Annotated in this window: 24 protein-coding genes; 13 read left to right on the top strand and 11 right to left on the bottom strand. The window is 62.0% G+C overall.

Going from position 1 to position 26,586, the window contains the following annotated elements; all coding sequences use genetic code 11:
- Positions 1-5: 5 nt before the first annotated feature.
- The 5 genes from LD110_RS02020 to LD110_RS02000 form a co-directional block, all read right to left on the bottom strand.
- Positions 6-386: a metalloregulator ArsR/SmtB family transcription factor gene (locus LD110_RS02020; RefSeq protein WP_225495990.1), complete on the bottom strand. Its 381-nt coding sequence runs from the start codon at positions 384-386 to the stop codon at positions 6-8.
- Between the two features lie 135 nt (positions 387-521).
- Positions 522-839 (bottom strand): hypothetical protein, encoded by a 318-nt coding sequence (locus LD110_RS02015; protein ID WP_225495989.1) that lies wholly within the window; start codon positions 837-839, stop codon positions 522-524.
- A 96-nt stretch (positions 840-935) separates the two neighbouring features.
- Positions 936-1,517: an HdeD family acid-resistance protein gene (locus LD110_RS02010; RefSeq protein WP_225495988.1), complete on the bottom strand. Its 582-nt coding sequence runs from the start codon at positions 1,515-1,517 to the stop codon at positions 936-938.
- Positions 1,518-1,702: 185 nt separating this feature from the next.
- Positions 1,703-2,299, bottom strand: a complete 597-nt coding sequence (locus LD110_RS02005; protein ID WP_225495987.1) for a dihydrofolate reductase family protein — start codon at positions 2,297-2,299, stop codon at positions 1,703-1,705.
- A 17-nt stretch (positions 2,300-2,316) separates the two neighbouring features.
- On the bottom strand, positions 2,317-2,718 hold the full coding sequence (locus LD110_RS02000; RefSeq protein ID WP_225495986.1) for a RidA family protein: 402 nt from the start codon (positions 2,716-2,718) through the stop codon (positions 2,317-2,319).
- Positions 2,719-2,859: 141 nt separating this feature from the next.
- Between LD110_RS02000 and LD110_RS01995 the strand changes: the two genes are divergently transcribed.
- Together LD110_RS01995 and LD110_RS01990 are read left to right on the top strand one after the other, a co-directional pair.
- The gene (locus tag LD110_RS01995) at positions 2,860-3,498 is read left to right on the top strand and encodes a dihydrofolate reductase family protein (RefSeq protein ID WP_225495985.1); all 639 of its coding nucleotides are present in this window, start codon (positions 2,860-2,862) and stop codon (positions 3,496-3,498) included.
- A gap of 10 nt (positions 3,499-3,508) precedes the next feature.
- The gene (locus LD110_RS01990; RefSeq protein ID WP_225495984.1) at positions 3,509-3,862 is read left to right on the top strand and encodes a TraR/DksA C4-type zinc finger protein; all 354 of its coding nucleotides are present in this window, start codon (positions 3,509-3,511) and stop codon (positions 3,860-3,862) included.
- 596 nt (positions 3,863-4,458) lie between these two features.
- On the opposite strand, the gene LD110_RS01985 is transcribed toward LD110_RS01990, so the two are convergent.
- Positions 4,459-4,743 carry a hypothetical protein gene (locus LD110_RS01985; RefSeq protein ID WP_225495983.1) on the bottom strand — a complete coding sequence of 95 codons (285 nt, stop codon included), beginning with the start codon at positions 4,741-4,743 and terminating at the stop codon, positions 4,459-4,461.
- Positions 4,744-4,799: 56 nt separating this feature from the next.
- Complete coding sequence (locus LD110_RS01980; RefSeq protein ID WP_225495982.1) at positions 4,800-5,393, bottom strand: histidine phosphatase family protein; 594 nt, start codon at positions 5,391-5,393, stop codon at positions 4,800-4,802.
- 172 nt (positions 5,394-5,565) lie between these two features.
- Here LD110_RS01980 and LD110_RS01975 point away from each other — a divergent pair, with 172 nt between their 5' ends.
- The 4 genes from LD110_RS01975 to LD110_RS01960 all read left to right on the top strand — a co-directional run bounded on the left by LD110_RS01975 (position 5,566) and on the right by LD110_RS01960 (position 14,207).
- Complete coding sequence (locus tag LD110_RS01975) at positions 5,566-10,422, top strand: NAD-glutamate dehydrogenase (RefSeq protein WP_225495981.1); 4,857 nt, start codon at positions 5,566-5,568, stop codon at positions 10,420-10,422.
- Positions 10,423-10,626: 204 nt separating this feature from the next.
- Complete coding sequence (locus tag LD110_RS01970) at positions 10,627-11,838, top strand: low temperature requirement protein A (RefSeq protein ID WP_225495980.1); 1,212 nt, start codon at positions 10,627-10,629, stop codon at positions 11,836-11,838.
- A gap of 51 nt (positions 11,839-11,889) precedes the next feature.
- Positions 11,890-12,828, top strand: coding sequence for a 5'-3' exonuclease (locus LD110_RS01965; protein WP_225495979.1), 939 nt, complete (start codon positions 11,890-11,892; stop codon positions 12,826-12,828).
- 254 nt (positions 12,829-13,082) lie between these two features.
- On the top strand, positions 13,083-14,207 hold the full coding sequence (locus LD110_RS01960; RefSeq protein ID WP_308012402.1) for an acyltransferase: 1,125 nt from the start codon (positions 13,083-13,085) through the stop codon (positions 14,205-14,207).
- A 71-nt stretch (positions 14,208-14,278) separates the two neighbouring features.
- On the opposite strand, the gene LD110_RS01955 is transcribed toward LD110_RS01960, so the two are convergent.
- The gene (locus tag LD110_RS01955) at positions 14,279-14,545 is read right to left on the bottom strand and encodes a DUF1876 domain-containing protein (protein ID WP_225495977.1); all 267 of its coding nucleotides are present in this window, start codon (positions 14,543-14,545) and stop codon (positions 14,279-14,281) included.
- Positions 14,546-14,753: 208 nt separating this feature from the next.
- On the opposite strand from LD110_RS01955, the gene LD110_RS01950 reads away from it, so the two are divergent.
- The 4 genes from LD110_RS01950 to LD110_RS01935 all read left to right on the top strand — a co-directional run bounded on the left by LD110_RS01950 (position 14,754) and on the right by LD110_RS01935 (position 18,706).
- On the top strand, positions 14,754-15,791 hold the full coding sequence (locus LD110_RS01950) for an isopenicillin N synthase family oxygenase (protein ID WP_225495976.1): 1,038 nt from the start codon (positions 14,754-14,756) through the stop codon (positions 15,789-15,791).
- A gap of 74 nt (positions 15,792-15,865) precedes the next feature.
- Entirely contained in the window at positions 15,866-16,888 is a 1,023-nt protein-coding gene (gene ligD, locus LD110_RS01945) for a non-homologous end-joining DNA ligase (RefSeq protein WP_225495974.1), read from the top strand.
- 103 nt (positions 16,889-16,991) lie between these two features.
- The gene (locus LD110_RS01940) at positions 16,992-17,408 is read left to right on the top strand and encodes a YciI family protein (protein WP_225495971.1); all 417 of its coding nucleotides are present in this window, start codon (positions 16,992-16,994) and stop codon (positions 17,406-17,408) included.
- 68 nt (positions 17,409-17,476) lie between these two features.
- Positions 17,477-18,706, top strand: a complete 1,230-nt coding sequence (locus LD110_RS01935) for an RNA polymerase sigma factor (protein WP_225496419.1) — start codon at positions 17,477-17,479, stop codon at positions 18,704-18,706.
- Here LD110_RS01935 and LD110_RS01930 read toward each other — a convergent pair.
- On the bottom strand, positions 18,703-19,704 hold the full coding sequence (locus LD110_RS01930) for a CapA family protein (protein ID WP_225495969.1): 1,002 nt from the start codon (positions 19,702-19,704) through the stop codon (positions 18,703-18,705). The genes LD110_RS01935 and LD110_RS01930 overlap by 4 nt on opposite strands.
- 263 nt (positions 19,705-19,967) lie before the next feature.
- On the opposite strand from LD110_RS01930, the gene LD110_RS01925 reads away from it, so the two are divergent.
- Positions 19,968-21,308 carry a phosphoribosyltransferase family protein gene (locus LD110_RS01925; RefSeq protein ID WP_225495968.1) on the top strand — a complete coding sequence of 447 codons (1,341 nt, stop codon included), beginning with the start codon at positions 19,968-19,970 and terminating at the stop codon, positions 21,306-21,308.
- Positions 21,309-21,343: 35 nt separating this feature from the next.
- Here the strand turns inward: LD110_RS01925 and LD110_RS01920 are convergent, their stop codons facing one another.
- Both LD110_RS01920 and LD110_RS01915 read right to left on the bottom strand, forming a co-directional pair.
- Positions 21,344-22,354, bottom strand: a complete 1,011-nt coding sequence (locus LD110_RS01920; RefSeq protein WP_225495967.1) for a 1-aminocyclopropane-1-carboxylate deaminase — start codon at positions 22,352-22,354, stop codon at positions 21,344-21,346.
- Between the two features lie 129 nt (positions 22,355-22,483).
- The gene (locus LD110_RS01915) at positions 22,484-23,062 is read right to left on the bottom strand and encodes a hypothetical protein (protein ID WP_225495966.1); all 579 of its coding nucleotides are present in this window, start codon (positions 23,060-23,062) and stop codon (positions 22,484-22,486) included.
- 96 nt (positions 23,063-23,158) lie between these two features.
- On the opposite strand from LD110_RS01915, the gene hrpB reads away from it, so the two are divergent.
- A complete protein-coding gene (hrpB, locus tag LD110_RS01910) occupies positions 23,159-25,849 on the top strand; it encodes an ATP-dependent helicase HrpB (protein WP_225495965.1) in 2,691 nt (896 codons plus the stop codon).
- Complete coding sequence (locus LD110_RS01905; protein WP_225495964.1) at positions 25,846-26,586, top strand: M50 family metallopeptidase; 741 nt, start codon at positions 25,846-25,848, stop codon at positions 26,584-26,586. Before hrpB ends, LD110_RS01905 begins: the two co-directional genes overlap by 4 nt.

Genomic DNA, 26,586 nt, shown 5'->3' with positions numbered 1-26,586 from the left:
AGCCTTCACCGCGTGCTGGACTCAGCAGCGACCTCGGGGAACTCCGCCTCTGCTGACTCAAGCTGGTCCCGCGTGGTGCGCAGGATGTCATTCAGCAGCAACCTGGCCACCGACAGGAGCTCGGCGACCTGCGGATACGCCAAAGAATAGAACATCTGCAGGGCCCTGCGCTCACTCTTGACCAGATGGTACCGGCGAAGCACGGACAAGTGCTGCGAGAGGTGCGAGGCTTCCAATCCGGTTGCAGTCAGCATGTCCGTCACTGAAGCCTCCGGAGCTGCCGAGAGTATCTCCAGCACTCGGATCCGCACCGGGTGGGCCAGCCCCTTAAAGAGATTGGCCTTCACCTCATAGAGCGGTGCCCGGAAATCCGAAAAGCCTTCCACCCTGCCTCCTTTTCCATAAGCCGCGATACTTCACTATTTTATGGATTCATCATTCAATGAAGCAAGTGATCCTCCTAGCCACGGCGTGTCGGGAACACAACATCAAAGCGGCCATGGGCGGGCCACCCAGTTTGGCTATTGGATGAACCGGCGGTGGCGAGCCTGGGCTGCCAGTCGAATGAAGGCTAAGACGAAGACCGCTTCGATGGCCACCATCAATCCGAGAAGAAGCCACTGACTCTGGACAATGAAGACGGCGGCCCCCACGACGACCAGCAGAGTTCCGAGGACCAGTGCGTACAGGGCGAAACCAAAGGCCACGTTCGCGCTGCGAACCCCGGTTCGGAAGCCAAAGCCCTGGGGCTCTCCTCCGGGATAACCCTCGACGCGGTCGTGACCTGCGGGCTTCGACTCGTCGAACTCATCCCAAAGGTTTCGATCCTCATCCGTCATAGTTCAAGTATCCTGCTGCGGTGCAATGCGATGGGCCGCCGGGCCCGGGCAACTTTTAGGGGAGTCTTAGCCGCGGCCGCCGCGATAGCCAGGCGCTCAACCGGGCATCGCTGTTTTCCGGAAGATATTGGTGGGGGAGCCTGCTCGCCGCAAGGTGATCCCGGAAGCAATCAACAGTATTCCTGCAATGACAGCGAACGCGGCCAGCAGTCCTGCCAGGGCCACGATTCCAGCTCCTGGATTGGCGATAACCAAAAGGCCGAACAATACGGTGACAACCGCCGTCATCAACCAGCTCCACCAGACCCTGAGTGACTTTCTGGTTTCCAAAGCCAGGACGATTTGCGAGGTCCCCAGGGCCAGTGCCCATACTCCTACGAGGATCCCCAAGGCCACAGCGGTGATGCTCGGCCACGCTACGGCCACCAGGCCAGCGACGATGGAGACAATGCCCCCGGCCATGGACCAGCGAGAGTGGGGCGACGGGTCGTAGAAGTAATGCGCCACATTTGTGAGTCCATCCGTGAGGGCGTAAATGCCGAACACGAACACGAGGCCAATTACAGTGGCGACCGGAAGGGATGCGATCAGCAAGCCCAAAGCAATGGAGAGGACTCCCCGGAACAGTAGCGCCGTTCCGGAATGCTGAAACAATTTACGCCCAGCTGTCGAGCTCATACCGCCAGTTTAATAGGGAGCGATTCAGTGCAACATGGGTACCGCAAAGCTTCCGGCGGCGAGCATTGCGCGTCAGTGTCCGGTACTCAGTTTGGTTTACCGTTGACAATTGCTCATCTGCGCTCAGCCGCTTAGTTCTAACCGTGAAGCATTCACATGATGGGCGATAGGCAGGATGCGTTTGCTTAGCGGATCACGAGGTAGCGCACGTGTGTCACAAGGCGGGTGCCGCTTACTTCCGTGGGTTCAAGTTTTACGTTCTCCACGCCGTCCAAGAGCCGCTCGCCCGCTCCGAGGAGGATTGGCGCGATGTGGAGCCGTAGCTCATCGATCAACCCTGCCGACAGATATTGGCGGACAGTCTCTGCGCCTCCCGCTATGGCGATCTCCGCGTCCGGCGCCGCAACACGCGCCTTTGCCAGGGCGGACTCGATCCCGTCTGTCACGAAATTGAACGTCGTGCCGCCCTGCATCTCCAGGGGCGGACGTGAATGGTGGGCGAGTACAAAGACAGGGGCGTGGTAAGGCGGTTCCTCACCCCACCAGCCGCGCCAGTCCTGATCCCATGGGCCTGGCCCCGGGCCGGCGAACATGTTGCGGCCCATGATGTAAGCGCCCGCCGAGAGGATGCCCTGAATGGCCGCCGCGTTGGCCTCAGGTTCTTCGAACATCCATCGGTGTAGGTCCTCCCCGCCCTCGCCTAACGGCGTGGTTGGGCTTTGATTGGGACCAGCGAGGAATCCGTCGAGGGATACAGTGAGGTCACACGTGACCCTGTTCATGCTTTTGGGCTGCACTTTCATCGCATTACCGCGGCGATTGCACTGATCTCGACAAGTGCGCCAGGCACTCCCAGACCTGCGACACGCGCCGCGGTGACCAAAGCCGGCTCATCGGATGCGAGTGCCGACGCAATGGCGCCGTAGCCCGCCGCGATATCGGAGCCATCGACGAAGAGAACCGTCCATTGCACCACGTCGTCGAGCGTCGCTCCGGCCGCGGCGAGTGCGGTCTTCGCATTTTCAAGGGAGCGGACGGACTGTGCGGCGATGTCGCCGTCTCCAACGAGTGACCCGGCGGCATCGACGGCGTTTTGGCCGCCGACGTAGATAGTGGTGGCGCCAGGCGGAACGATGGCGACGTGGCTGAAGGCAGGGCTCGAGATGAGCCCCTCTGGGCGGATGCGCTCTATGGATGCCATGCCTGTATCTTGCCACCGACCAGTGACAGTTGGCGTGCCTAGCCCACTGCCCTGGACAAGCACCTTTCTTGAAGGCCCTGTCGCTCGGGGATAGGCTTGCCGACACGAGCGTCGAGCATCGACCTGATCGAGGAGACGGCCATGGGCGAGACAAACGCAGAGGTGTCATCGGCAGACCTGATGATCGACCTGATAATCTCCCTGGACGGCTACGCCTCCGCCGAAGGATGGCCGGGCTTTTGGGGCCTTGAAGGGCCGGAATACCTGGCTTGGCTGGGGCATGAGGCAGAGAAGGAATACACATTCCTCATGGGGGCGAACACTTATCGGCTGATGTCCAGCATGTCAGCGGAGGCGTCGTCCGAGGGTTCGGAATTCTCCGAGGCTGAGGGGGCCAGCCTGACCGGTCTTGACGCCGTGCCCAAGATCATCTTCTCCTCCACCTTGCAAGCGCCCCTGACTTGGCCGAATTCGGAGCTGGTCGCGGGGGACGCGGTGGAGGCCGTGAATGAGTTAAAGAGGACGCGGACCGGGCACTTGAGCACTCTGGGCAGCCTCAGTCTCTGCCGATCGTTGCTTGCCGCAGGCGTCGTGGACCGGTTTCGGCTGGTCGTGTTCCCGGTGATAACGGGGCGCACCGGGCGGGAGCGGATCTATGACGGCTATCCAGACATTGCGCTCGAGATGGTGGACAGCAGGACATTCGATGGTCGCCTTCAGTTGCTCGAGTATGTTCCCACCGTGCTCAACGGTCCTCCCGGCAGAGGTGGTTGGCACTAGCGTGCAAGCCATGGTCAATGTGGAGCGGTTCCGAATTGTTCTCGAGGAGGAGCGGAACCACAAGAATGCCCTACTCAAGGCATTCCGCCAAGACATCAATTCGGTGAGTGTTGCCCGCCAGGATTCCAACGTTGACGACGAACATGATCCCGAAGGAAGCACAATCGCGTTCGAGCTCTCCCAAGCCTCTGCGTTGCTTGAGCAAAGCCGCACCGCATTGGAACAGATCGAGGCTGCTCTTGAGCGGATCTCTGATGGCAGCTTCGGATATTGCGCGGTATGCGGGGCGGCCATTTCGGAAGGTCGTCTCGAAGCGAGGCCTTGGACGCCATTCTGTATAGAACATTCCTCTGGAAGATCCTGAATTGTCTGCCCACAGATGGTCCGGTTTTGGGCGAGGCAGATTTCAGTCGCTGCACCCGGCGAGGTGCCGACGTCGAGAGTTCAGCGGGTGGGACTTCTGAGCTGGCGTTGAGCCGTGCGGCTCCGCGAGCTTAGTGTCCTTCCGTCTACTACGGTCCGCTATTGGCCGGCGGCACGACTGCTACGGTCGAATGCTCCGCGTGGCCGGGCAGATGGGCGTTGCCGGCCTCCCTGGCGCAGTGCGTACAGCAATAGACACCGGCTTTGATTTCAATAGGATGGCCCAGGATGCGACAGCCACAGTGCTCGCACGCCGGTGCCATCATATGAATGGCACATTCGAAACTATCGAAAGTGCCGGTCTGACCGCCCATCGAAACTGTAAACATGCGGCCCTCTTGGCTCCCGCATACGTCGCACGTTGACATGGCTGGCTCCTGTCCTGCTGGTCCGTTTCAGCTTCCTTGGCACTTACCAGTGCATCACGGACGTGCGAGGCTGCCTAGGGCCAAGGCCTGCCGGGCCTCCTGGAGGTAGATCACCAAGGCGCGCATCTCATCCGTCGTACCCCGGCAGGCAGAGCCTGTCCCGCACGGACTACCGGGATTGCAGACGGTTCCGGAGATGCTCCGGAAAGTCCTCGTAGGCTGCAGCTATGTCTTCGAGGTCGATCATTGGGGGAAAATCGATCACTGGCTGATGCGCCGCGAGGAAGTGGGCGGTTTCTTCCACCACACGTTCCCCCTGGGCGTGGGCAAGACCAATCTCTTCAAGAAAGCCGGGGTCGGTTCGGAATAGGGACTCCACTGTGTGGCCTTCTGAATCCGACCGTACGAGGTACTCGTTGTCATTCACGAGCTCAATCTTGAATGTGTTGTCCATGAATGCAGGGTACGCCCTGACCGAATTTGGCGCTCAGCCGTGGACCCCTCGTCCTCTCAGCTTTGGGCGGCCGCCATGACGGGTTCGCCGTTGTAGTACTCCAGCTGCCAACCAACGGCGGGCCGGTGGTGGGCGAGGTTGAGAACAGCGTTGTCGATGCTACGCAGTGTGCGACCGATGGCCCGGCTGAGGCTCACCCGGAGCAGCGTGCCGTGCGCCACGACCAGGAGCCGTCGGCCGCGGAATTCTGCCGCCAGTGATTCCAGGGCGGCCAATCCGCGCGAGGCCGCCTCATCCTCGCTTTCGGCGTCGCGGAAACCGTTTGGAGTGCGCAGAGCGTCGAGTTCGGGACCGGCTTGCAGGCCCTCCGCCGGCCCAAAGCGACGCTCAGTCAGTTCCGGCACGCGGCGGTTCACGGTGAGCCCCAAGCCTGCCGCGATGAGGTCGGCGGTTTCGGCCGCACGGCTCAACGGCGAGGACACGATCGCGTCCCATTCGTAACCGGACAACACGGCGACGGCGTCCCGGGCCTGGCCGCGACCGACGTCGTTCAGGGGAATGTCAGTGGATCCCTGCAGCCGACGCTGCGCGTTCCAGTCTGTCTGGCCATGGCGGATGAGGGCGAAGGTCGTAAGGGTCACGCCCTCCATTCTGCCCTGAGCATCGCCACGGTCTTGAAACGGGACTTAACGAAACCGCCGGAACTGTTCAGAACGCTGGCTCTGGACGGTGTCTATGCCCCCAGCCATGATGGAAAGAAGCGGGAAGGCCACGTCGTCGTCCGCGTTGGGCCATGCCCGCCCCGAGCGGAGGTGCCGTGGCATGTCTGAAAGTCCGTTTCCCGCGGCGGCCGGCAGGCGTGTCGTTGGCCGAGTGATTGAGCCTTTCCTGTCCGCCTACTTCGCGCAACTGTCGGCGGAAGACCTTCGCAACTATGGCACCGAGACACTCCAGGCGTGGGGGTCCTACCACCTCAGGTTGGCTGCGTCGCGGGCACCAGGCCGCGCCGTCGTCGGAATCCTGAACGAATTGGATTCGAGCATCGTTGCCGTAGTGGCCGAGGATCTTCCGTACCTGGTCCACTCCATCACGGCCGAACTGACACACAATGACGCCGAGATCCGGCTGCTGGTGCATCCCACCTTCCACGTGCTTCGGGACGCGGTTTCGCACGACTTGTTGGAGGTCTGGACTAACGCATCCGCGGAAGGTCTCTTGGCCGGGAGTACCCGGAAAGACGGCCAAACAACCGAGGTCTGGATCGCGGCCGAGATTGGCCGGCTGGCGGACAGCCACGCGCTTGAACAACTCACCGCGAACCTGCATAAAGTCTTGGACGATGTCCGGACTGTGGCTGACGACGCCGACGCCATCCGCGGCCGGTTAAGCGAGGCCGTCGGCTCCGTGGCGGAATTCAAACACCCTCTTGTACCTCCGGCAGAACAAATCCGAGATCTGCTCCTCTGGCTCGACGACGGCAATTTCCTGTTCCTCGGCTATGACGAACGTGAGCTTACGACGGCGGACGGCCGCGAGTTGCTCTCGGTTCGGCCCCGTTCCGGGCTGGGACTGCTGAGGCGGTCCCAAGCGGACACAGCGCCCGGCGGGATGGACACGGCGGACGAAGTGGTCCGGGCGTCGGAAGCGCTTAGCCTGGCCACATCTGAGCTCAAGTCCACCATCCTGAGGCGCTCTTACCTCGATGAGGTGCGTTTGAAGGTAGTGAACAAGGCCGGCGAGCAGATCGGTGAACGCCGGTTTGTGGGGCTATTTACCCCGGGGGCCGCACATCAGTCTGTGCTGCGCATTCCGGTCATCAGCGAAAAGGTCCGGGCAGTCAGCGAAAACCTAGGCTTCGCGCCGAGGTCCCGTCAGGGCGGGGAACTGCTCGCCATTTTGGAGGCCTTCCCGCGGGACGAACTGGTCCACATCGAGGTGGAAGATCTCACGCGGCTGGCGGGGGACATCCTCCGAGCAGAGGTGCGGCAGAAGCCACGCGTGTTCCTACGTAAGGACAAGACCGGCCGATTCATATCCGCGATTGTCATCTTTCCGCGCCGCCGATACAGCACTGCCGTCCGGTTACTGATGGAACAGGAGCTCCGGCATGTCTTCAAGGTGAATTCGGTGGAGTTCGAGGTCCGACTGACCGAATCACCCATGGCCCTCGTCTTTTTCCGAGTGCACCTGGCTGGCGCTGAGCCGGACGAATCCGCGTTGATGACTGCTGACATCGACACATTTGAATTGGAGCGGCGGCTGATTTCGGCCGCAAGGCCTTGGTCAGAGGGACTTGAGGAAGCGATCCGCGAAAAATACCCCATGGCGGAAGCATCCCGGTTGTCCGGATTATGGTTGGACGCCTTTCCCCCAAATTATCGAGCGGACAACCAGCCGGAATTCGCCGTTGGGGACATTACCAACTTCGAGAAATTCAACTTGGACGGGACCGGAGGCCGTCCCCTGACTGATCCGCTCCTAACGGTTTACTCCAGGCAGGGAACACCCTCCACCCAGGCTGGAGAAGCCCCGGACGGAACGAGGATCCGCCTCTATCTGACCGGGCCGAGAAGCCTCACACAAATATTGCCGTTCCTGCACAACCTCGGGCTTGAAGTCCTGGACCAGCGGCCGTACGAGCTTCGCCGGGGGACTGGGCAGAATGTGTTCCTGTACGACCTCGGCGTCAAATATCCGGTGGGCATTGACGCCCAGGCCACCAGCGAACTGATGGCCGATGCCTTCGGCGCTGCCATACGCGCCGACATCGAATCGGACAGGCTCGAAGCCCTGGTCATCCGGGAGCGAATTGGCTGGCGCCAGACTGCCATCCTGCGAAGCTATGCCAAATACCTCCAGCAGCTGGGAACAACAAACTCGTACGGATTCATCGCGGATACCTTGGTGGCTTATCCCCGGGCTACTCACGCACTTTTGGACTTGTTCCGAGCGAAATTCGACCCTGCCCTGGATGATCGCGGCCGGGCAATGAATACCGGGGCTGCCCGGCAGGAGCTTCTGGCCGCCATCGACGAAATTCCGGTCCTCGACGCAGACCGGCTGCTGCGGACGTTTATGGATCTTGTGGAAGCCACACTGCGGACAAACTACTTCCAGGACAAGAACCAACTGAGTTTCAAGTTCAACCCGTCCTCGATCGCGATCGCACCGCTGCCGAGGCCCAAGTACGAGATTTGGGTGTATTCCCCGCGCGTTGAAGGTGTCCACCTCCGCTTCGGTGCCTTGGCGAGGGGTGGGCTGCGCTGGTCTGACCGCCGCGAGGATTTCCGGACCGAAGTCCTGGGCTTGGTCAAGGCCCAGAATGTAAAGAACTCGGTCATTGTTCCCACGGGAGCCAAGGGAGGGTTCTACCCCAAGGTCTTACCAGACCCATCGGCAGACAGGGAGGCCTGGCTCGCCGAGGGCCTCGAATGCTACCGAATATTCGTCAGGGGCTTACTGGACCTTACCGACAATCTGGTGATCACGGCCGGCGGCGAGGTGGTGGTGCCGCCCGAACGAGTGGTGCGCCACGATGGTGATGACTACTACCTCGTGGTGGCAGCAGACAAGGGAACCGCAACGTTCTCCGATACGGCAAACGCCCTGGCGAGGGATTACGGGTTCTGGCTAAACGACGCCTTCGCTTCCGGAGGATCCATCGGTTATGACCATAAACAGATGGGAATTACGGCCCGCGGGGCATGGGAATCCGTAAAACACCATTTCAGTGAATTGGGCATCGATCCGCAGACGGATGATTTCACCGTGGTTGGCATCGGCGACATGAGCGGCGACGTGTTCGGAAACGGAATGCTTCTGACTCCGCATATCCAACTCGTGGCGGCATTCGACCATCGGCATATTTTTCTTGATCCGACGCCGAATGCGGCGGTGTCGTTCGCGGAACGCAGGCGCTTGTTCGGGCTGCCTCGATCATCGTGGGCCGACTACGATCCTTCCCTGATCAGTGTTGGCGGGGGCGTTTTCTCCCGCCTGGCAAAAACTATCGAAATCACTGAACAGGTGCGGGCTTGCCTCCGCTTGGATCCTGGAATCGCATCGCTGACACCCCAGGCACTCCAGCAGGCAATTCTGAGGGCACCTGTTGACCTGCTGTACAACGGTGGCATAGGAACCTACGTCAAAGCCTCCAGCGAGAGCCACACAGAGGTGGGCGACAAGGCGAACGACCCCATCAGAATCAATGGCAGCGAAGTGCGGGCAAGGGCCCTGGCCGAGGGCGGAAACCTGGGAGTCACCCAGCGTGGACGGGTGGAGGCAGCCCTGGCCGGAGTACTTATCAATACAGACGCCATAGACAACTCCGCCGGCGTCGACTGCTCGGACCACGAAGTCAACATCAAGATTTTCGTTGACCGCATGATCGCCGCAGGCAAGATGAGCCCCGGGGAACGGACAGGCTTCCTGCAATCAATGACTGCTGAAGTGGCCCGACTGGTGCTGGCCCACAATGCGGACCAGAACATCCTCCTCTTTAATGACCGGCATCTGGCGCTCGAATCGGCCCCAGGCTTCGAGCGGATCATGGACTGGCTTGAGGCCACTGCCGAGTTGGACCGCGGCCTGGAGAGGCTGCCGAGCACGGAACAGCTCCAGGAAAGGCTGCAGTCGGACCGTGCCCTGACGGCACCGGAACTCTCAGTCCTTGCCGCTTATGCCAAGATCGAACTCGCCAGGGACCTGACCGCCAGCGATCTCGCCAACGATCCTTGGTTCAAGCGCGTACTCCGGGGCTATTTTCCGACCCAATTGTCTGAAAGGTTTGAGACCGATCTTGATGCCCACCCCCTGCGCAAGCAGATCATCTGCACCGTGCTGGCCAACGACATGATCAACCTTGGCGGGATCACGTTCGCGTTCCGGGCCATCGAGGAGACGACCGCGACGGCTGCGGCAGTTGCCAGGGCCTTTGTGGTTGTCCGCGAGGCCTATGAGCTGCAATGGTTCGTGGACAGCGTTGCCGGCCTGCCGGCATCCATTCCCAGTGAGCATGCAGTCGAAGTCGCACGCCCCATGCGCCGGCTCCTGGACCGGGCGACGCGCTGGTACGTAACACACGATCACCGTGACCAGCCCATCGCCGAAGCCACGGCGAGGATCATGCCAACCCTGGACCTGCTGCGGACCAGGACCACGGAATTCCTGCTCGGTTCCGATCTGGACCGCGCCAGGGCGCGGCTGTCCCACTGGAACGACGTCGGCATGCCGCCTGAACTGGGACGGCGCGCCGCCGATCTGTTGGAGAGCTTTTCATTGCTGGACATTTCACTCGTGTCCGAGCAGGTGGACGAGCCCCTCAGCACGATTGCGGAGATGTACCACACGGTGATTCACGCCTTCGGCGTCGGAACGCTTCTGCTGCGCATCACGGACCTGCCTCGGGAAACCCGGTGGCAAGCCCTGGCCCGCGCATCCCTACGTGACGACGCCTACTCCGCTGTTGTCGCCATAACCGTTTCCGTGATGCAAACAACCCAAAAGAGCGACACCTCTGGCGCCTCAGCGATGGAACGCATCGAGGAGTGGGAACGCGGACGCGAGGAGCAGCTGGGCCGAATCAAGAGCACCTTCGCGGAGGTCACCAAGCCCGGGCAAGTAGATATCGCATCGATCGCCGTGGCCCTTAAGCTCCTTCGCACCCTGGCCCAGCGCTGACCATCACGGGACGCTAGTCCTGGTGAAGCTGAACGAAGTTGCCACAGCCGTCATCGAAGACCGCACTGATGCCCCATGGATCTTGCTGGATCCTGGACATGGATGCTGCACATTTTTAGTCTCATCGTCCTAGGTTATTGGTACCGGCAGTCTTGTCCGCACGAAGACCTATTGTCGATCCTCGACGGAAAATAGCATTGGTCAATGATGGATAAGTCGGCTTCCGGAGACTGGACGCGCGACGCCGCGCGTGATCCTCGACGCGTGCACTGGATGGAACTATTCTTCGACCTGGTCTTTGTCGCCTTTGTGGGACAGCTCGCCCACGGGATCCACGGTGATCCCGGCTGGGCAGAATTCGCGACGTTTGTCCTGCTGTTCTTCCCGGCATGGTGGGCTTGGGTAAACATCGTTTCAGTGGTGAATCTCCTGCCCGGTTTGTCCACCAGGGGGTTAGGCGTTGCGATGGTGGCGGCCATGGCTGCTGCGAGCGTTATGGCCGCCGCTGCACCGGGCGCTTTCGGCGAGCGGGCATGGGCCTTTTCCCTGGGAAATGCTGCAATGCGCGTTGTTCTTTTGACGCTGTGGCTATATCGGCACCGCCAAGGATCAAGCGACAAACCGTGGCGTATTTGGATTTACAACGGTGCCACAGCGGTTCTATGGTTCATCGCAGCGCTTTTGCCCTTGAACATTGCCGTGATTCTATGGGCCACTTCTATTGTCGTAGAAATTGTTATGGTGATTGTCAGTGGGCGGCTGTGGCCCGACCGTGGCGTGGGTGGCATTAACATCGAGCATGCTTCTGAACGCCTCGGACTCTTTGTCATCATTGTCCTGGGCGAATCCATTTTTACTGTGGTCATTCAGGTTTCAGATGACTGGGGTCCTGGCGCCGGCCTGGTTGGCCTACTCGGATTTCTTATAGTTTCGCTGCTGGGCTGGGCTTTCTTCCAGTACGGCACAGGATACGTTCCTGCGGGTCTTGAGCGTCTTCAGTCTCGCTCTGACTATATTGGGATCCTTCAAACCACGCTTTTCCTGCCATTTCTCCTGGTTTTGGGTGTTACTGCGATTGCCGGCTCGATCGCAACTGCCATTCACGACCCGTTCGAACATTTGCCGCTCGGTTCCTCGATTTCACTTGGTGGCGGATTGGTTCTTTTCTACGGTTGTAATGCTGTTGTATCCATTCGCTATGGGAAGACGTTTCGTGCAGTCATGCCGTGGACGCTGCCAACGGTAATCATCGCGTTATTGCTTATACCGGTGAGCGCCGCGGTCCCCGCCTTCGCAATACTGCTCTGTGCCGTAATCCTCCTGCTCCTTGTCACTGCCTATGTGGAGCTGCAGAGACTCAGGCGCTTGTTGCGCTACCGCGTTGCAGGGGGACCTGATGCGGGTGTCAGGACATGAATTTATGCCTGGGTTCGTCACAGGCGGGCGCAGGCCGTGTCAGGATCAGGTATGCCAAACCGATTGATGCTGCTTGATACTGCGTCGCTGTACTTTCGTGCCTTCTATGGCGTGCCGGACACCATTCGCCGCCCTGACGGCACCCCGGTCAATGCGGTCCGTGGCCTGCTGGACATGATCGCGCGGCTGACGACAGAATTCAGGGCAACACATCTTGTTGCTTGTTGGGACGACAACTGGCGCCCGCAGTGGCGGGTGGATCTCCTGCCTAGCTATAAGGCGCATCGGGTGGCTGAGTTCGTGGCCGGCGGCCCCGACGTCGAGGTGGTTCCCGACTCGCTCGTGGTGCAGGTTCCCCTGATCCGCCACGTGCTTGACCTGGCCGGGATCGCCGTCGTCGGAGCCGCGGACCACGAGGCCGACGACGTCATCGGCACCTATGCCAGCAACGCCGACCTTCCGGTAGACGTTGTGACAGGGGACCGCGATCTGTTCCAGTTGGTCGATGATGCCCGCGACGTGCGGGTGATCTACACCGCCAGGGGGATGAAGAACCTCGAAACCGTCACCGATGCGGTTGTGGTCGGCAAGTACCGCGTGCTTCCGGAACAGTACGCGGACTATGCAATCCTGCGCGGCGACACGTCCGACGGGCTTCCGGGCGTGGCCGGAATCGGCGAAAAGACTGCGGCCTCGCTCATTGGACAATATGGCAGCCTGGACGGGCTGCTGGAGGCGGCATCTGACGGAGGAAGTTCCCTCTCTGCCGCGGTCCGGTCGAAGCTTGCTGCCGCAGCAGATTACCTGGCTGTCGCGCCGGCGGTAGTGAATGTGGTTCGCGACCTTGAATTGCCCAATCTCGACGATGCTGGCGCGCAACTGCACCCTGTGCTTGGGAGCCCGCGGACCGAACTTGAGCGCTTGTCCAACGAGTGGAATCTCGGTAGTTCCATCAAACGGCTCCTCGAAGCGTTCGATGTTCATCAGTGAAGCTCGCAGATTGGTGTCAGGTTTTGTCCAGAAAAGTCGGGAATACTCGAACGAATGCACAGGACTGGCACGCAGATAGCAATTGATGACAACACGCCAGGGCCGGACGTTTGCTTTAGCCCGTTGGAATTGGAACGGGAATTGAAACCGGTCAGCTGGGAGTTCCCGGAGGTTATGTGACGTTGCCTGTTGTTGGAGCGGTGGCGACAGCCGCCCCGAAAACCACAGGGCGTCAAAGGTTGGACGGCTTGGATGTGCTTCGCGGGGCGGCCGTTGCTGCCGTGCTATTGGGGCATTCCTGGCCGGGGATTTTTCAAGGCGCCGGAATCGTCGGTGTCATTGTCTTTTTCGTGCTGAGCGGATATTTGATCACGGGCGTGCTCCTGAGTGATATCGAACGCCATCGAAAAATCCGATACGGCCGTTTCTACGCGCACCGGGCGTTTCGCCTGCTGCCCGCCCTCATATCCTTCCTCGGTGTCTACGCCATTGCGGAATTGACCACCGATTTCCTTGGGGACCGGTCAAAAGGGATTATCGGCTACACCCTCCTGGCAGGCCTCGGCTATCTCAAGGACCTGCCCCTGCCCTTCGACGTCAGTATGGCCATTGGGCCGCTATGGACGCTGGCGGTCGAGGAGCAGTTCTACCTGGTTTGGCCAGCCCTCCTGTTATTTGCCTTGCGTAGAAACGTCCAGGCGAGGCTGATTGGCTGGTCTGCCGCCCTCGTCTTTTCGCTGATGACGGTCAGCGTGGTGCTGATGCTGACGCTGGCACCACACCTGCACTCTTTGGTCTATGCGCTTCCAACCACGTGGGGCCTGGGACTTATTCTCGGTTCCGGTCTGCGCCTCTTTAGGCTCCACTTGTCCAGTTGGATTTCCAGCCCTCGGCACAGGCGCCTCGCCATGGCCTGTTCGGCGGTTGTGCTGGCCGGGCTGACGTTCTTTCCCAAGGCCAACGAATCTCCGGTGTTCTTCTTCGTGGGAGGGCCCTTGGCCATGGTTGGCGCGGGCGTCCTGGTCGTGTTGGCCGCCTCCCGCACCAGGTTGATGCCCGGGTGGACGCGTGCCTTTCAGGTTCTGGGCACCATTTCCTACGCTGCGTACCTGTGGAACTATCCCGTGATTCTCTGGCTCAATGGCGGATCAACCGCGGACCTTCCCCCTTTGGTGGCAGTGACGGCCATCCTGTTGACCCTGATGCTGGCAGGAATCAGTTGGCACACTGTAGAACGGCTGGGACGTATTGCCCGCCAACGCTTCGACAACCACCACAGTTTCGAGGGGCCCGTCATGGAGGTAAAGGCACAAGGGCGTCTCACCGGCGCTTCGAGCGCAAGCCAGCCCAGCCGGACGGGCCAGGCACCATTCGGATAGAAAGGAGCCGGCCGGCTCGCCAGCTTAGTCGGTCGAGCATGGTGCCGGCTCCTGGCACCAGTCAATCTGGCCTAGGCACGCAGGTGCGGGTGCTCCTGCGTCGACGCTTCTATGTCGGCCGCAGTTGCCTCGATCAGCTGCTGGGCTAAATCCGCCAGGGCCCGAGCAGTTGCCAGTTCGTCACCAATGCGGGGGACGTCTGAATCTGCGGGATTTAGCCTGGCCAAACCGACCCCCACCAAGCCCGTGCGGCCTTCAGCGCTTAATTGTGCCTCGGACCGAGTTTGGCCTTCGTGTTCGTCGATGACGATATTCACCGACCAGCTCTTGTTTTGCATGGTCGTCGCCTCCTCGAATCAGAATTCAACAATGTCAAGGTAGGGGAACCCCGTCAAGGGTCCATTGGGACCGCAAATATTGCGCCTGAATAGGACAATTTGGTGCCCGCCAGGTTGCCAGGGTTCGCTCCGGCCTCCTCTTGGAGATCCGCGGCTGGCAGCATTGTCCTGGTTCAGAATGGGAAGGCGCGGTGGTAGTTTGCAGGCTATGGATGCACGTTCCGAATCGATTCCTGTCCTGGACTTGCGGGAAGCGAGGGCCGACGATGGCTCCTTCAATGCAGCCTTTATCCGAAAACTTCGTGACGCTGCCCATGAGGTGGGCTTCTTCCAATTGATCGGATACGGAGCAGCCCAGGGAATGGTCGATGACGTTTTTGATGTGACCCGGCGGTTCTTCGAGCTGCCGCTGGACGACCGGCTCAAGCTGGACAACCGCAAATCGCCGCATTTCCGCGGGTACACCAGGCTCGGTCATGAAATAACGAAAGGTCGGCCCGACGCCCGCGAACAGCTGGATTTCGGACCCGAGCGGCCGGCCCTCAGCGACTATCCCGCAGACCAGCCCTACTGGTTGGTACAGGGGCCAAACCTGTGGCCGGACGAGGCCCTCCCTGAGCTGCGCCAGGTTTCGATGGAGTGGGCGCGGCTGATGTCGGACGTTGGCGACGAGCTCCTCAAGGCTGTGTCTGTGGCACTCGAGTTGCCGGAAGACCACTTTGCAGAAGCATTTGAGGGAACACCGGCATGGATGGCAAAACTGGTCCACTATGTTGGCGGAGTGGTCGAAGAGGCCGGGAACCAGGGCGTTGGCGCCCATGCGGACTACGGCTTCGTCACGCTGCTGCTGCAGGACCACGTGGGCGGGCTGGAAGTCCGGCCTGCGGAAAGTGACGATTGGATTCCGGTGGAACCGATCCCCGGCGCCCTCGTAGTGAACCTTGGTGAGATGCTGGAAGTCGCCACCCAGGGGTACCTTCTGGCCACCATTCACCGCGTACAGGCTCCGCCTCCGGGTATTGACCGCTACACCATCCCGTTCTTCTGGTCACCGAGGCTCGACGCCGTCATCGACCCCGTCATACTCCCGCCGGCGCTCGCCGAACAGGCGCGGGGCATTTCGGACGACCCGGACAATCCGATGCTTGCCTCCTATGGGGCCAACGTCCTGAAGGGATGGCTGCGGGCCCATCCTGAAGTCGCACGAATCCATCACCCACACTTGGTGGAGAGCGGTCAGGAATAGTGTTCCCTGAGCCCAGGGGAATGTTGGTACCCGTAATGCTGACGCCACGGCCAACGCGGGGGTAGTTTGTCCCCATGGCCACAGAAGCGACCACGTTTACTGTTGACGGACCGAACGGTCCCCGAGAGATGCGGATTTCCAGTCCCAGCCGGGTCGTCTGGCCTGAGTTGGGTTTCACCAAGCTCGACCTCGCACGCTACATCGCCGACGTCGGAGGAGCCTTTATTGCCGCCAACGGTGATCGACCCGTCGCACTGCAGCGCTTCTCCGACACCGTCGACGGCGAACAGTTCTTCTCCAAGAATCCGCCCAAGGGCGCGCCAGATTTCATTCGGTCGGTGAAAGTGATTTATCCGAGTGCCCGTTCACATCCCCAACTTGTCCTCGACGAGCCGGCCGCGGCCGTGTGGGCGGTCCAAATGAACACAGTGGTCTTCCACCCATGGCCGTCGCGCGCGGAGAACACAGACAATCCGGACCAGTTGCGGATAGACCTGGACCCACAGCCCGGGACCGACTTCGACGACACGATTCCGGCAGCCCTGGAGCTGAAAGAGGTTCTCGCCGAGGTCGGGCTGAAGGCGTTCCTCAAGACATCCGGAAACCGGGGACTGCATGTCTACGCTCCGATAGAGCCCCTGCGTGAGTTCCTGGATGTCCGACATGCCGTTATCGCCGCCGCCCGCGAGCTTGAACGGCGCATGCCGGACAAGGTCACAACGGCCTGGTGGAAGGAGGAGCGCGGCGAACGGGTGTTTGTGGATTTCAACCAAGCCAACCGGGACCGCACCATAGCCGGGGCCTACAGCCCAAGGCCGCTACCGCACGCCCCCGTCTCCTGCCCGATCACCTGGGACGAACTCGGGAACACCAATCCAAGGAACTTCACTGTCCTTTCGGTGCCTGAACGGCTCAAGACCGTGGGAGACCCATGGGCTGACATGAATGCGGAACCCGGGAACATAGACACGCTCCTCCAGTGGTGGGAGCGGGACCTGGCCGACGGTCTGGGCGAGATGCCGTTCCCGCCGGATTACCCCAAGATGCCCGGGGAACCTCCGCGCGTGCAGCCAAGCAGGGCACGAAAGGATCGCTGACTTTTCAAAGAATAATTGTCGCCACTGTCGATTTGGCCTCGCGCCGTTCGACCTGTGGGTGAGAAGGTCGAAGGGCGACCTTCCCTGAATCAAGGAGTTCACAATGGCCAAGTACATGCTGATCATGAGGGCAACCGACGAATCCTACGCCAAGTTCGCCAACATCGACTTCGGCGAGATCCTGGACGCCATGGGCAAGTTCAACGACGAGCTCATCCGTGCAGGCGTCCTGCTGGCGGCCGAGGGCCTGGACCCGGAGGAGAGCGTTGTCGTTGACTTCACCGGCGAGACGCCTGTTGTGACCGACGGCCCGTACGGGGAAACGAAGGAATTGTTCGGGGGTTACTACGTCCTGGATGTGGCATCCAAGCAGGAAGCCGTCGAATGGGCTAAGCGGATGCCCTACACGGAAGGCGGCAAGATCGAAATCCGCCGGGTAAGCACCATTGACGAGTTCCCGCAGGACAACGAGTGGATCCAGAAGGAGCGTGCCTGGCGCGAGCGTACCGGGCAGCTCTGAAACCGGACCATCTCAAACCGGTGACGGGTGCAAGCGAGGCGCGGGGCGCCGTCGAAGCGGTGTGGCGTATGGAGTCCGCACGCATCGTCGGCGCCCTTGCCCGGTACACGGGAGACTTCGCGCTCGCGGAGGACCTGGCGCAGGACGCCCTCGGGGAGGCGCTGGTCTCCTGGTCCGTCGACGGCATCCCCGCCCAACCTGCCGGCTGGCTTCTAACGGTGGGGCGCCGTCGGGCCATTGACGCATTCCGGCGGCGCGCCGCGCGCGACGAGCGGTACGCAGCCCTGGCCCGCGACCTCGACGATGAAACGCCGGGGGCGGATGTGTTGTTCAATCCGGACGCGATCGACGACGACGTCCTTTCCCTGATGTTCATTTCGTGCCACCCGGTGCTCTCCAAGGAAGCACGCATCGCCTTGACGCTTCGCGTGGTTGGCGGTTTGGGCAGCGAAGAGATCGCCAAGGCGTTCCTCGTACCTGTGGCAACCATCCAGGCGCGGATCACACGCGCCAAGAAGACGCTGGCCGCAGTCCACGTGCCTTTCGCCCCACCCGAACCACACGAGCTCGGCGAACGGCTTAGTTCAGTTCTCCAGGTGGTTTATCTGATCTTTACGGAGGGCTCGTTCGCCTCCGGCGGCGATGAATGGATGCGGGTTGACTTGGCCGGGGAGGCGCTTCGCTTGGCTCGCGTGCTGGTGCGCCTCAAGCCCGAGCCCGAGGCGTTCGGGCTGCTCGCCCTGCTGGAACTTACGGCAGCGCGCTTTCCCGCGCGGCTCGACTCGTCCGGGCATCCGGTGCTCCTGGAGGATCAGGACCGACGGCGGTGGGACCGTTCCGCGATCCGGCGCGGGCGGGCGGCGCTTGCCCGCGCGGTAGCCTCCGGCCGCGGGCTGGGCGCGTACGGACTCCAAGCATCAATTGCCGAGTGCCATGCCGTGGCGCCTTCGGTTGAGGAAACGGACTGGCCGAAGATCGTCGTGCTGTACGAAGCCCTTGGGAGGCTGGCGCCGTCACCAATCATTGAGCTGAACCGCGCAGTGGCGGTGGCGATGGCTTACGGCCCCGAGGACGGCCTCGCAGTGGTCGACGGGATCGACTCACGCAGGGAACTGTCGGGCTCGCACCTGCTGCCCGCGATCCGCGGCGAGATGCTGACGCGGCTGGGCAGGCGGAACGAGGCACGGTCCGCGCTGCTCCACGCGGTTACGTTGTGCGGGAATGCAGCCGAACGCGCGGTGCTGGAGCGAAAGATCAGTGAGCTCGGGGGCCCGCAGGGCCAAAACGCCTCACCCTAGGCGATCGGTATTTCGAGCATATTGTCGGATTCGATCCAGGTACTGCTTGTACCAAGTTCATCGCTGAGTCGCTGCATTCGTCGGCCGATGCCCGACGCGCCACCTCGGGCTAGCCTGGCCTGCATCCGGATGATTATCGTCGGTCGCAGCCGCAGCGCCACTGGCGCATTTTCAACTACCTCAACGATAAAAATAAATGACTGGTCGTTGCGTTCCTCGGGGTCAATGGCGTAATCATCCACAAAGTCACCGGCGCTATAGATAATGGGCCGGCTCCGATAGATTTCGATGCCCCGGAAAATATGCGCCGAATGACCAAAGACCACATCGGCTCCAGCATCTACCAAGGCATGCCCCAGGCGCCTATGCGAAGGCGGTATGGTCGATCCCCAGTTTGGCCCCCAATGCGCCGAAACAATCAACAAATTCACGCTGCTCTTTGTTTGCTCGACCAAATGAAGCAAATCCACGGTGCGGCGGTCGGCCATGTCCACCGGGACGTAATAGGTCCCCGCCGAAATGCTTGAAGCCTCCCAATCCGGCTCATTGTCCGTGAACGCAATGAAGCCCACAGCGGTTGAGTCAACCACCTTGATTACTGCCCGCCGGGCATCGTCCGCATCTTCGCCCGCGCCCAGTCGAAGAATCCTGTGCCGGTCAAGCACCGACAGCATCTGGAGCAGTGCTTCGGACCCGAAATCCAGTACATGGTTGTTGGCCAGTGACACTGCCCCGATTCCCGCCGCGTTGAGGCTTGCCACATTCTTGGGGTCCGATCGGAAGTGGAAGACCTTGCCCGGCATCGGCTTGCCATCGTCGGCGAGGACACATTCGAGATTGGCGAACCTCAGGTCAGCCAGACCGAGGATGGGGAGGGTATCTCCCCAAACGTAGGCGGGGTCCACAAGCTTCAGTTGGTCGTTGACCAGCCTGCCAAGCATCACGTCGCCCAGGAGCGCCATCAGCATGCCCCACCTCCGCAGTACATGGATTGCCATTGTGCAAAACCGCTAGTTTCAGCATGGAACTCTTCGTGCTGCCCTGCCAGCCATAGCCATGGCGCCTTTCGCCGCCAAGGGGAGCTCCGCCGTCGAACTTTGCGTTACTTCTGTTTCCGGGGGCGAAGGCCTCGATTGGGGACGCGTGGTGGGGGATAGTGGAAATAGGAGGTCGCTTAGCGCCTTCCCTGGCGTGCTGGACAAGATCCAGATGGGCGGCGGCCGCAGCGCAGAGGGGAGGGTCCCTACGGGGACGGCGCATCATGGGGAATTTTGAGGACAGGGCCGACGCCGGTCGGCAGCTGGGAAGTCGGCTTGCCTATCTGCGCGGCCAGGATGTAGTGGTTTTGGGACTGCCCCGCGGGGGCGTTCCGGTGGCGGTTGAGGTAGCCGCTGCGCTCAACGCTCCGCTGGACGTGATTGTCGTGCGCAAGTTGGGGGTCCCGTTCCAGCCCGAACTGGCGATGGGCGCCATAGGGGAGGACGGTACGTGTGAGTTCGACCAGCGCGTGCTCTCCATCACGAGGGTCGAGGACGCGGATTTGAGGGCGGTTCAACACGAAGAGCAGGCGGTCCTGAATGACCGCGTGGCCCGGTTCCGGGCACATCGGCCCCGCATAGACCTGCGGGGGCGCACCGCTGTGGTGGTCGACGACGGCATAGCCACCGGGTCAACTGCAAGGGTCGCGTGCAGCGTTGCCCGAAACTCGGGCGCCGGGAAAGTAATCCTTGCCGCTCCGGTGGTTTCGGCGGATGCCCTTGCCACACTCACGGAACCGGACGAGGTGGTGTACGTGTCCGCGCCGCGCAAACTCCAGGCGATCGGCTACCACTACCGGGACTTTTCGCAGGTGGATGACGACGAAGTGGTGCGACTGCTGGACGCCGCTGCGAACCGGCATCTTGCCTGGGCCAACGCCGCTGATCCGCCCGGATCGGATGAGTCTTCCGTTGACGAGGATGTGCGGATTCCTGCACAGGGCGTTTGGCTTCAGGGACACCTGCAGGTCCCGGGACCGGATGCCGGGGTTGTTGTCTTCGCGCATGGAAGCGGCAGCAGCCGGCACAGTCCGCGAAACCAATTTGTGGCCTCGATCCTGGGCAAGGCGGGCCTGGGAACGCTCCTTCTGGATCTGCTGAGTCCGGGGGAGGAACTCAATCGAGCCAATGTTTTTGACATTGAGCTACTGGCGCGCCGGCTTGGAGCAGCAACTGATTGGTTGGCGAACCAACGGGGCACGACTTCGGGCAGGATCGGGTACTTTGGGGCGAGCACGGGAGCAGGCGCGGCTTTGTGGGCTGCGGCGGAACGGGGAAACCAAATCCGTGCAGTGGTATCCCGCGGAGGCCGCCCCGACCTTGCCGGCGCAAAGCTGGCCCTGGTCCGGGCCCCGACACTGCTGATCGTTGGGGGCGAGGACCACAAGGTACTGGAGCTCAACCGACAGGCGAAGGCCCTCCTGACATGTACAAGGCAGCTGGACATTGTTGATGGTGCCACCCATCTGTTCGAAGAGTCAGGCACCCTGGAGAAAGCCGCTGTTCTGGCCCGCGACTGGTTTGTTCTGTACCTTCCCGTTCACCAGGGCGCAGAGGCCGGTTAGCGCTCCCAGGGCCCAGCTTATTCCCTGAACTGCCTTTATTCCTGGAAGAGTGCCGAATAGGCGTTCAATGCCGGTTGGCCGCCAAGGTGGGCGAACAGAACGTTGGAGTCTTTGGGAATGTCCCCGCTGGACACGAGGTCAATCAGCCCAGCCATTGACTTGCCCTCATACACGGTATCGATGATCAATCCTTCGAGCCTGCCTGTGAGCCGGATGGCGTTCAGCGTGGAATCGACGGGAATGCCGTAGAAGTCTCCCGCCCATCCCTCCAGGACGGTGATTTCGTCATCGCGCAGGTCCCGCTCCAGGCCGATCAGCTTGGCGGTGTTACGGGCGATTCGCGCAACCTGCTCACGCGTCTCGTCGATTTTCGCCGAAGCGTCGATGCCAACAACCCGGCGTGGGCGATCCTGCCCGGCGAAACCTGCGATCATCCCGGCCTGGGTAGACCCCGTGACGCTGCAAACCACAATCGTGTCGAAGAAGATCCCTAGCGCTTTCTCCTGTTCCGCGACCTCCGTGGCCCAATTGGCGAAGCCGAGCCCACCGAGGCGATGATCGGAAGCTCCCGCGGGAATCGGGTATGGCACTCCGCCTGAATTCCTCACATCGTCAAGGGCATGTTCCCAGCTGGATTTGAATCCGATTCCAAAGCCCGCAGGATCGAGGCGAACTTCGGCGCCCATAATCCGCGAAAGCATGATGTTGCCCACACGGTCATAGAGCGGATCTGGCCAATCGACCCATTTCTCCTGGACCAGCACGCATTTCATGCCGATCTTCGCGGCAACCGCGGCCACTTGCCGGGTGTGATTGGACTGATACCCACCGATCGAAACGAGTGTGTCGGCGCCTTGCGCAATAGCGTCCGGCACCAAGTACTCCAGCTTCCTGATTTTGTTGCCGCCGTAGGCCAGGCCGCTGTTCACGTCCTCCCGCTTTGCCCAGATGCTGGCACCGCCTAGGTGCTGGCTGAGCCGCGTGAGTGGGTGTATTGGACTTGGGCCGAACATCAGTGGATAGCGCTCAAAGTCGGAAATTGCCATGGCTTGACTCCTTTGCCTAGCGCGGCCCCAGCCACCATGATTCAACTGAAAATTTATCTCACGCGGCCCCAAAATCAATTGGATTCGCAGCCCTGTCCAGGCTTCCAGCCGATACCGGATACGCTCGGTTCACGGGGAGGGCAAGAAGCGCCCGTTCCTGATCTGCGACGGGCCGAACTCCAGGGCTAGTGGCTCTATGTCCCATGTTTCGTGGCTCCTGTGCGGAGGTCGCCCGACAGCAACGTGTGGCGTCCATCGGGGATACCTGTAACCCAGTGCGGGGGAGCTGAGGATGAAATCGTCGATGTTGTCCACCAGGAGCTCATCGAGCAATTGGTGGAGCGCCTCCACAAGATTGACCTGAAACTCATGCACCTGCCGCGGTACTTCCACTTCAAGTCCTGACACGCGCCCGTCAGCCAGGCCAATTAACTTGTCGCTGCGTCCGGAAAAGCCTTGGAGAATAGGCAGGGCGTGCAGCCATTCAACCGTTTTGCGGGTTGCCGTTTCAGCGTCAGTGATGCCGTTGGTCCACTCCGAAACGTCTCGGGCAAATTCGTTGAGGATGCCAACGTGGAGCAAGGTCATGTGCAGTCCTTTAGGGTTACGCAACCCGTAGACATAGCTGCCCAGCTTGACGTAATCGGAGGCCCCGGATCCCAGCCGGAGAAGCGGCACCTCCACGGTGACGCGTGGAAAAGTCGTCACGGGACTCCTCGTCAACGCTGACGGTTTTGCGTTTGAAAACCCATTATGCTCCGCCCTGTTTCGGGATGACACGGACCGTGTGGGCAGAATGGATTCGTGACTTTCCCCGCTTCGCCGCAGCACACGGGCCATTGGCGGCCTTTCGACCTTCAAGAGATTGGAACGGGACTCGCCTTCACCGACTTCCTGCCCGAACTGAAGGAAGCACTCAGCGGAGCGACCATCGCCGGGAGCGCGGTGGTGCAGGCGCCGCCTGGTACGGGCAAGACCACCCTGGTTCCGCCCCTTCTCGCCAATATGGCGGGGCTGGCGAGCGCTGCAGGCCCGGGAGCATTGTCCGCCACCGGGCCACGCATTGTGGTTACACAACCACGCCGCGTCGCAGCCCGCTCCGCGGCACGGCGCCTTGCCGCACTGGACGGAAGCAGGCTGGGGGAACGCGTGGGCTTCACGGTCCGCGGCGAACACATGGCGGGTCCGGGAACGCTGATCGAGTTCGTCACACCAGGCATCCTCATTCGCCGCCTCCTTGCCGACCCGGGTTTGGAGAAGGTGGATGGTGTCATCCTCGATGAGGTGCATGAGCGCGGACTGGAGACCGACCTCCTGCTCGGCATGCTCACCGAGGTGCGCCAGCTTCGGGAAGACCTTCTGCTCGTTGCGATGTCGGCCACGCTGGATTCTCCCCGCTTCGCCGCAGTCCTCGGAGACAAGGGGCAGCCGGCGCCGATCGTCGACTGCCCGCCGGCGCTGCATTCCCTGAATGTTGTCTGGACCCCCGCCCCCGCCCCCAGGCTGGGCATAAACGGGGTCACGCGCGAATTTCTTGACCACGTTGCAGTTACGGCGGCTGCGGAACATACCCAGTGGACGGCGCGGGAACCGGACGTTGACGCCTTGGTTTTTGTTCCCGGTGCGCGGGAAGTTTCCGAGGTGGCAGCACGGCTGCGTTCCCGGCTGGGATCCGGCACCGCGATACTCGAGCTGCACGGTCAGATTGGACCTCGCGAGCAGGATCGCGCCGTGGCTGGGCGGGAGCCGGCTGGGTTGCCGCGCATCATTGTGTCCACCGACCTGGCTGAATCGTCCCTCACGGTTCCGGGTGTCCGGCTGGTGATCGATGCCGGGCTGTCCCGCGAACCGCGTCGGGACAGCGGCCGCGGCATGTCAGGCCTGGTCACCGTTTCCTGCTCACAGGCTTCGGCAGAACAGCGCGCCGGACGTGCCGCCCGGCTGGGCCCGGGACGAGTGGTCCGCTGCTACGCACAAGCAGCGTACGCTGCCGCCCCGGCGCACCGGGCGCCGGAGATCGCATCGGCTGACCTGACATCAGCGGCCCTGGTGCTGGCCTGCTGGGGCGCGCCGGAAGGAAAAGGACTGGCCCTGCCGGACGCACCGCCGCAGGCCGCAATGGCAGACGCGGTGGAGGTGCTTCGGGAACTAGGGGCAGTGGACTCCGCCGGCCTGGCGACACCCACGGGCCGTACGCTGGCGTCCATTCCTGCTGATCCCCGGCTGGCCCGCGCACTGCTCGACGGCGCCCCTGCGGCAGGTGCCCGAGCAGCGGCAGAAGTTGTCGCCGTCGTGTCTGGTGACTACCGTGCCATGGGCGCCGACCTGACCGGTTTGCTTAGCTCCCTTCGTGCGGGACGGCATCCCTCGGCGAGGCCGTGGGCCGAAGAAGTGAAGAGGCTGGAAGCCATCGCTGGGCGGGTAAACAGCCGCCGGACCGCCGGCGCTCCGAACACCGCAGAACAGCGCCGAGAAGGGGGATCCGCCCAGATGCGGTTCGATGATGCCGTTGGCTTTGTCATAGCCCTCGCGTTTCCGGACCGTGTAGCCCGTCGGGTGGACGCCGCCGCCACCGGAACCTACCTTCTGTCGTCGGGGACCAGGGCGGGCCTGCCGGTCGGCAGTCCCTTGACCGGACAGGACTGGCTGGCCGTCGCTGAAGTTGCGCGTGGCGGGGGACGGGACGCCGCCACCACGGGGGCGGCCATCCGTTCAGCAGCGCCGCTCACCGCGATGCACGCCGAAGCGGCAGCGGGACATCTACTTCGCGACGCCGTCGAGGCCCAATTTGCAGGCGGCCGTGTCACCGCCCGCCGCGAGCGCCGCCTGGGCGCCATAGTTCTTTCCTCCGCACCCGTCAGGCCGGGACCGGCGGAAGGCCGGGCCGCCGTCGGGCGAGTCCTCGCCCTCGAGGGGCTGCGCACGATCGGCTGGTCCCAGGCAGCCGACGGCCTCCGCAGACGGATGGCATTCCTGCGCCGCGAAGTTGGCGAACCTTGGCCTGACGTCGCCGAGGCCGCACTACTCAATAAGTTGGAGGAGTGGCTCTCCCCGGAGACGGAGTTGTTGGCGGGCGGTGCGCCGGTCAGCGCCATTGATCTGGCAGAGCCGTTGCGGCGGTTGCTTCCGTGGCCGGAAGCAGGGCGGCTGGCGGAGCTGGCGCCGGAATGGCTCGAGGTCCCCAGCGGCTCGCGTGTGCCTATCGCCTATCCGGACGCAGAGGACGACGACGGCAGGCCAGTTGTCGCGGTCAAGCTGCAAGAATGTTTTGGCTGGGCTGAGACCCCCCGACTTGCAGGCGACCGGGTGCCGGTCCTATTCCATTTATTGTCCCCGGCGAGGCGACCCTTGGCCGTGACCGACGATCTGGCGTCCTTCTGGTCCGGCCCTTACGCGCACGTGCGCGCCGAGATGCGTGGCCGCTATCCGAAACATCCGTGGCCGGAAGACCCTTGGACAGCCCTTCCGACTGCCCGAACGAAAGCGAGGCAATGACATTCTCTGATGGAGCCGCCGATTGGTGGCAGGCGCTCGTGGCTGGCGTGACAAGGCACGACGTGCCCGTTTTCGAGGCACCCGTGGTCCTGGCCATCGTGGCTGCTGCCGTGGTGCTGAGCGTCCCCCGCGTAACGTGGCGGTGGTTTGGTCTCTACGTGACGTTTGTGCATGAACTGGGGCATGCTTTTGCGGCATTGATGACAGGCCGCATTGTCCACGGGCTGCGAATCGGATTGGACCATTCCGGCCAGCTGCTCAGCAGTGGCCGCGGCAGGTTTGGCGCGGCGTGGTCCGGTTTTTGGGGCTATCCGACGCCGGCCCTGGTGGGGGCGGCACTGATCTGGGCGGCGTCGATTGGCCGTTCAGGGGCTGCCCTGTCAATTGGCGCTGTGGCTTTGCTGGCCGCCCTGCTTTTCATCCGCAACTTGACGGGCATCTTGGTGGCAGTGGCCAGCGCCGCAACTGCGCAGCTCCTGGTGGTGAGTGCGAGCGCCGCGACGGTAAGCCACGTGGTCCTGGTGCTGGGTATCGCGCTTGGAGTAGGCGGCGTGCGCGACTGGTTCAAGGTGGCCTCAGTCCATGTGCGGCACCGGGGACGCCTGGCATCATCGGACGCCTACCTGCTTTCGCGATCCACGGGAGTTCCGGCAGCTTTGTGGCTGGGCGGCTTCGCCGTGGTCATCGGAGCGTGCTCAGCTTACTCTGCATTTCTGCTGTGGAGGTTGCTCAGCTAG

The sequence above is a fragment of the Arthrobacter sp. M4 genome, assembly GCF_020251205.1.
Classification (GTDB): Bacteria; Actinomycetota; Actinomycetes; order Actinomycetales; family Micrococcaceae; genus Arthrobacter.
This window is presented reverse-complemented; position numbering and strand designations above follow the sequence as displayed.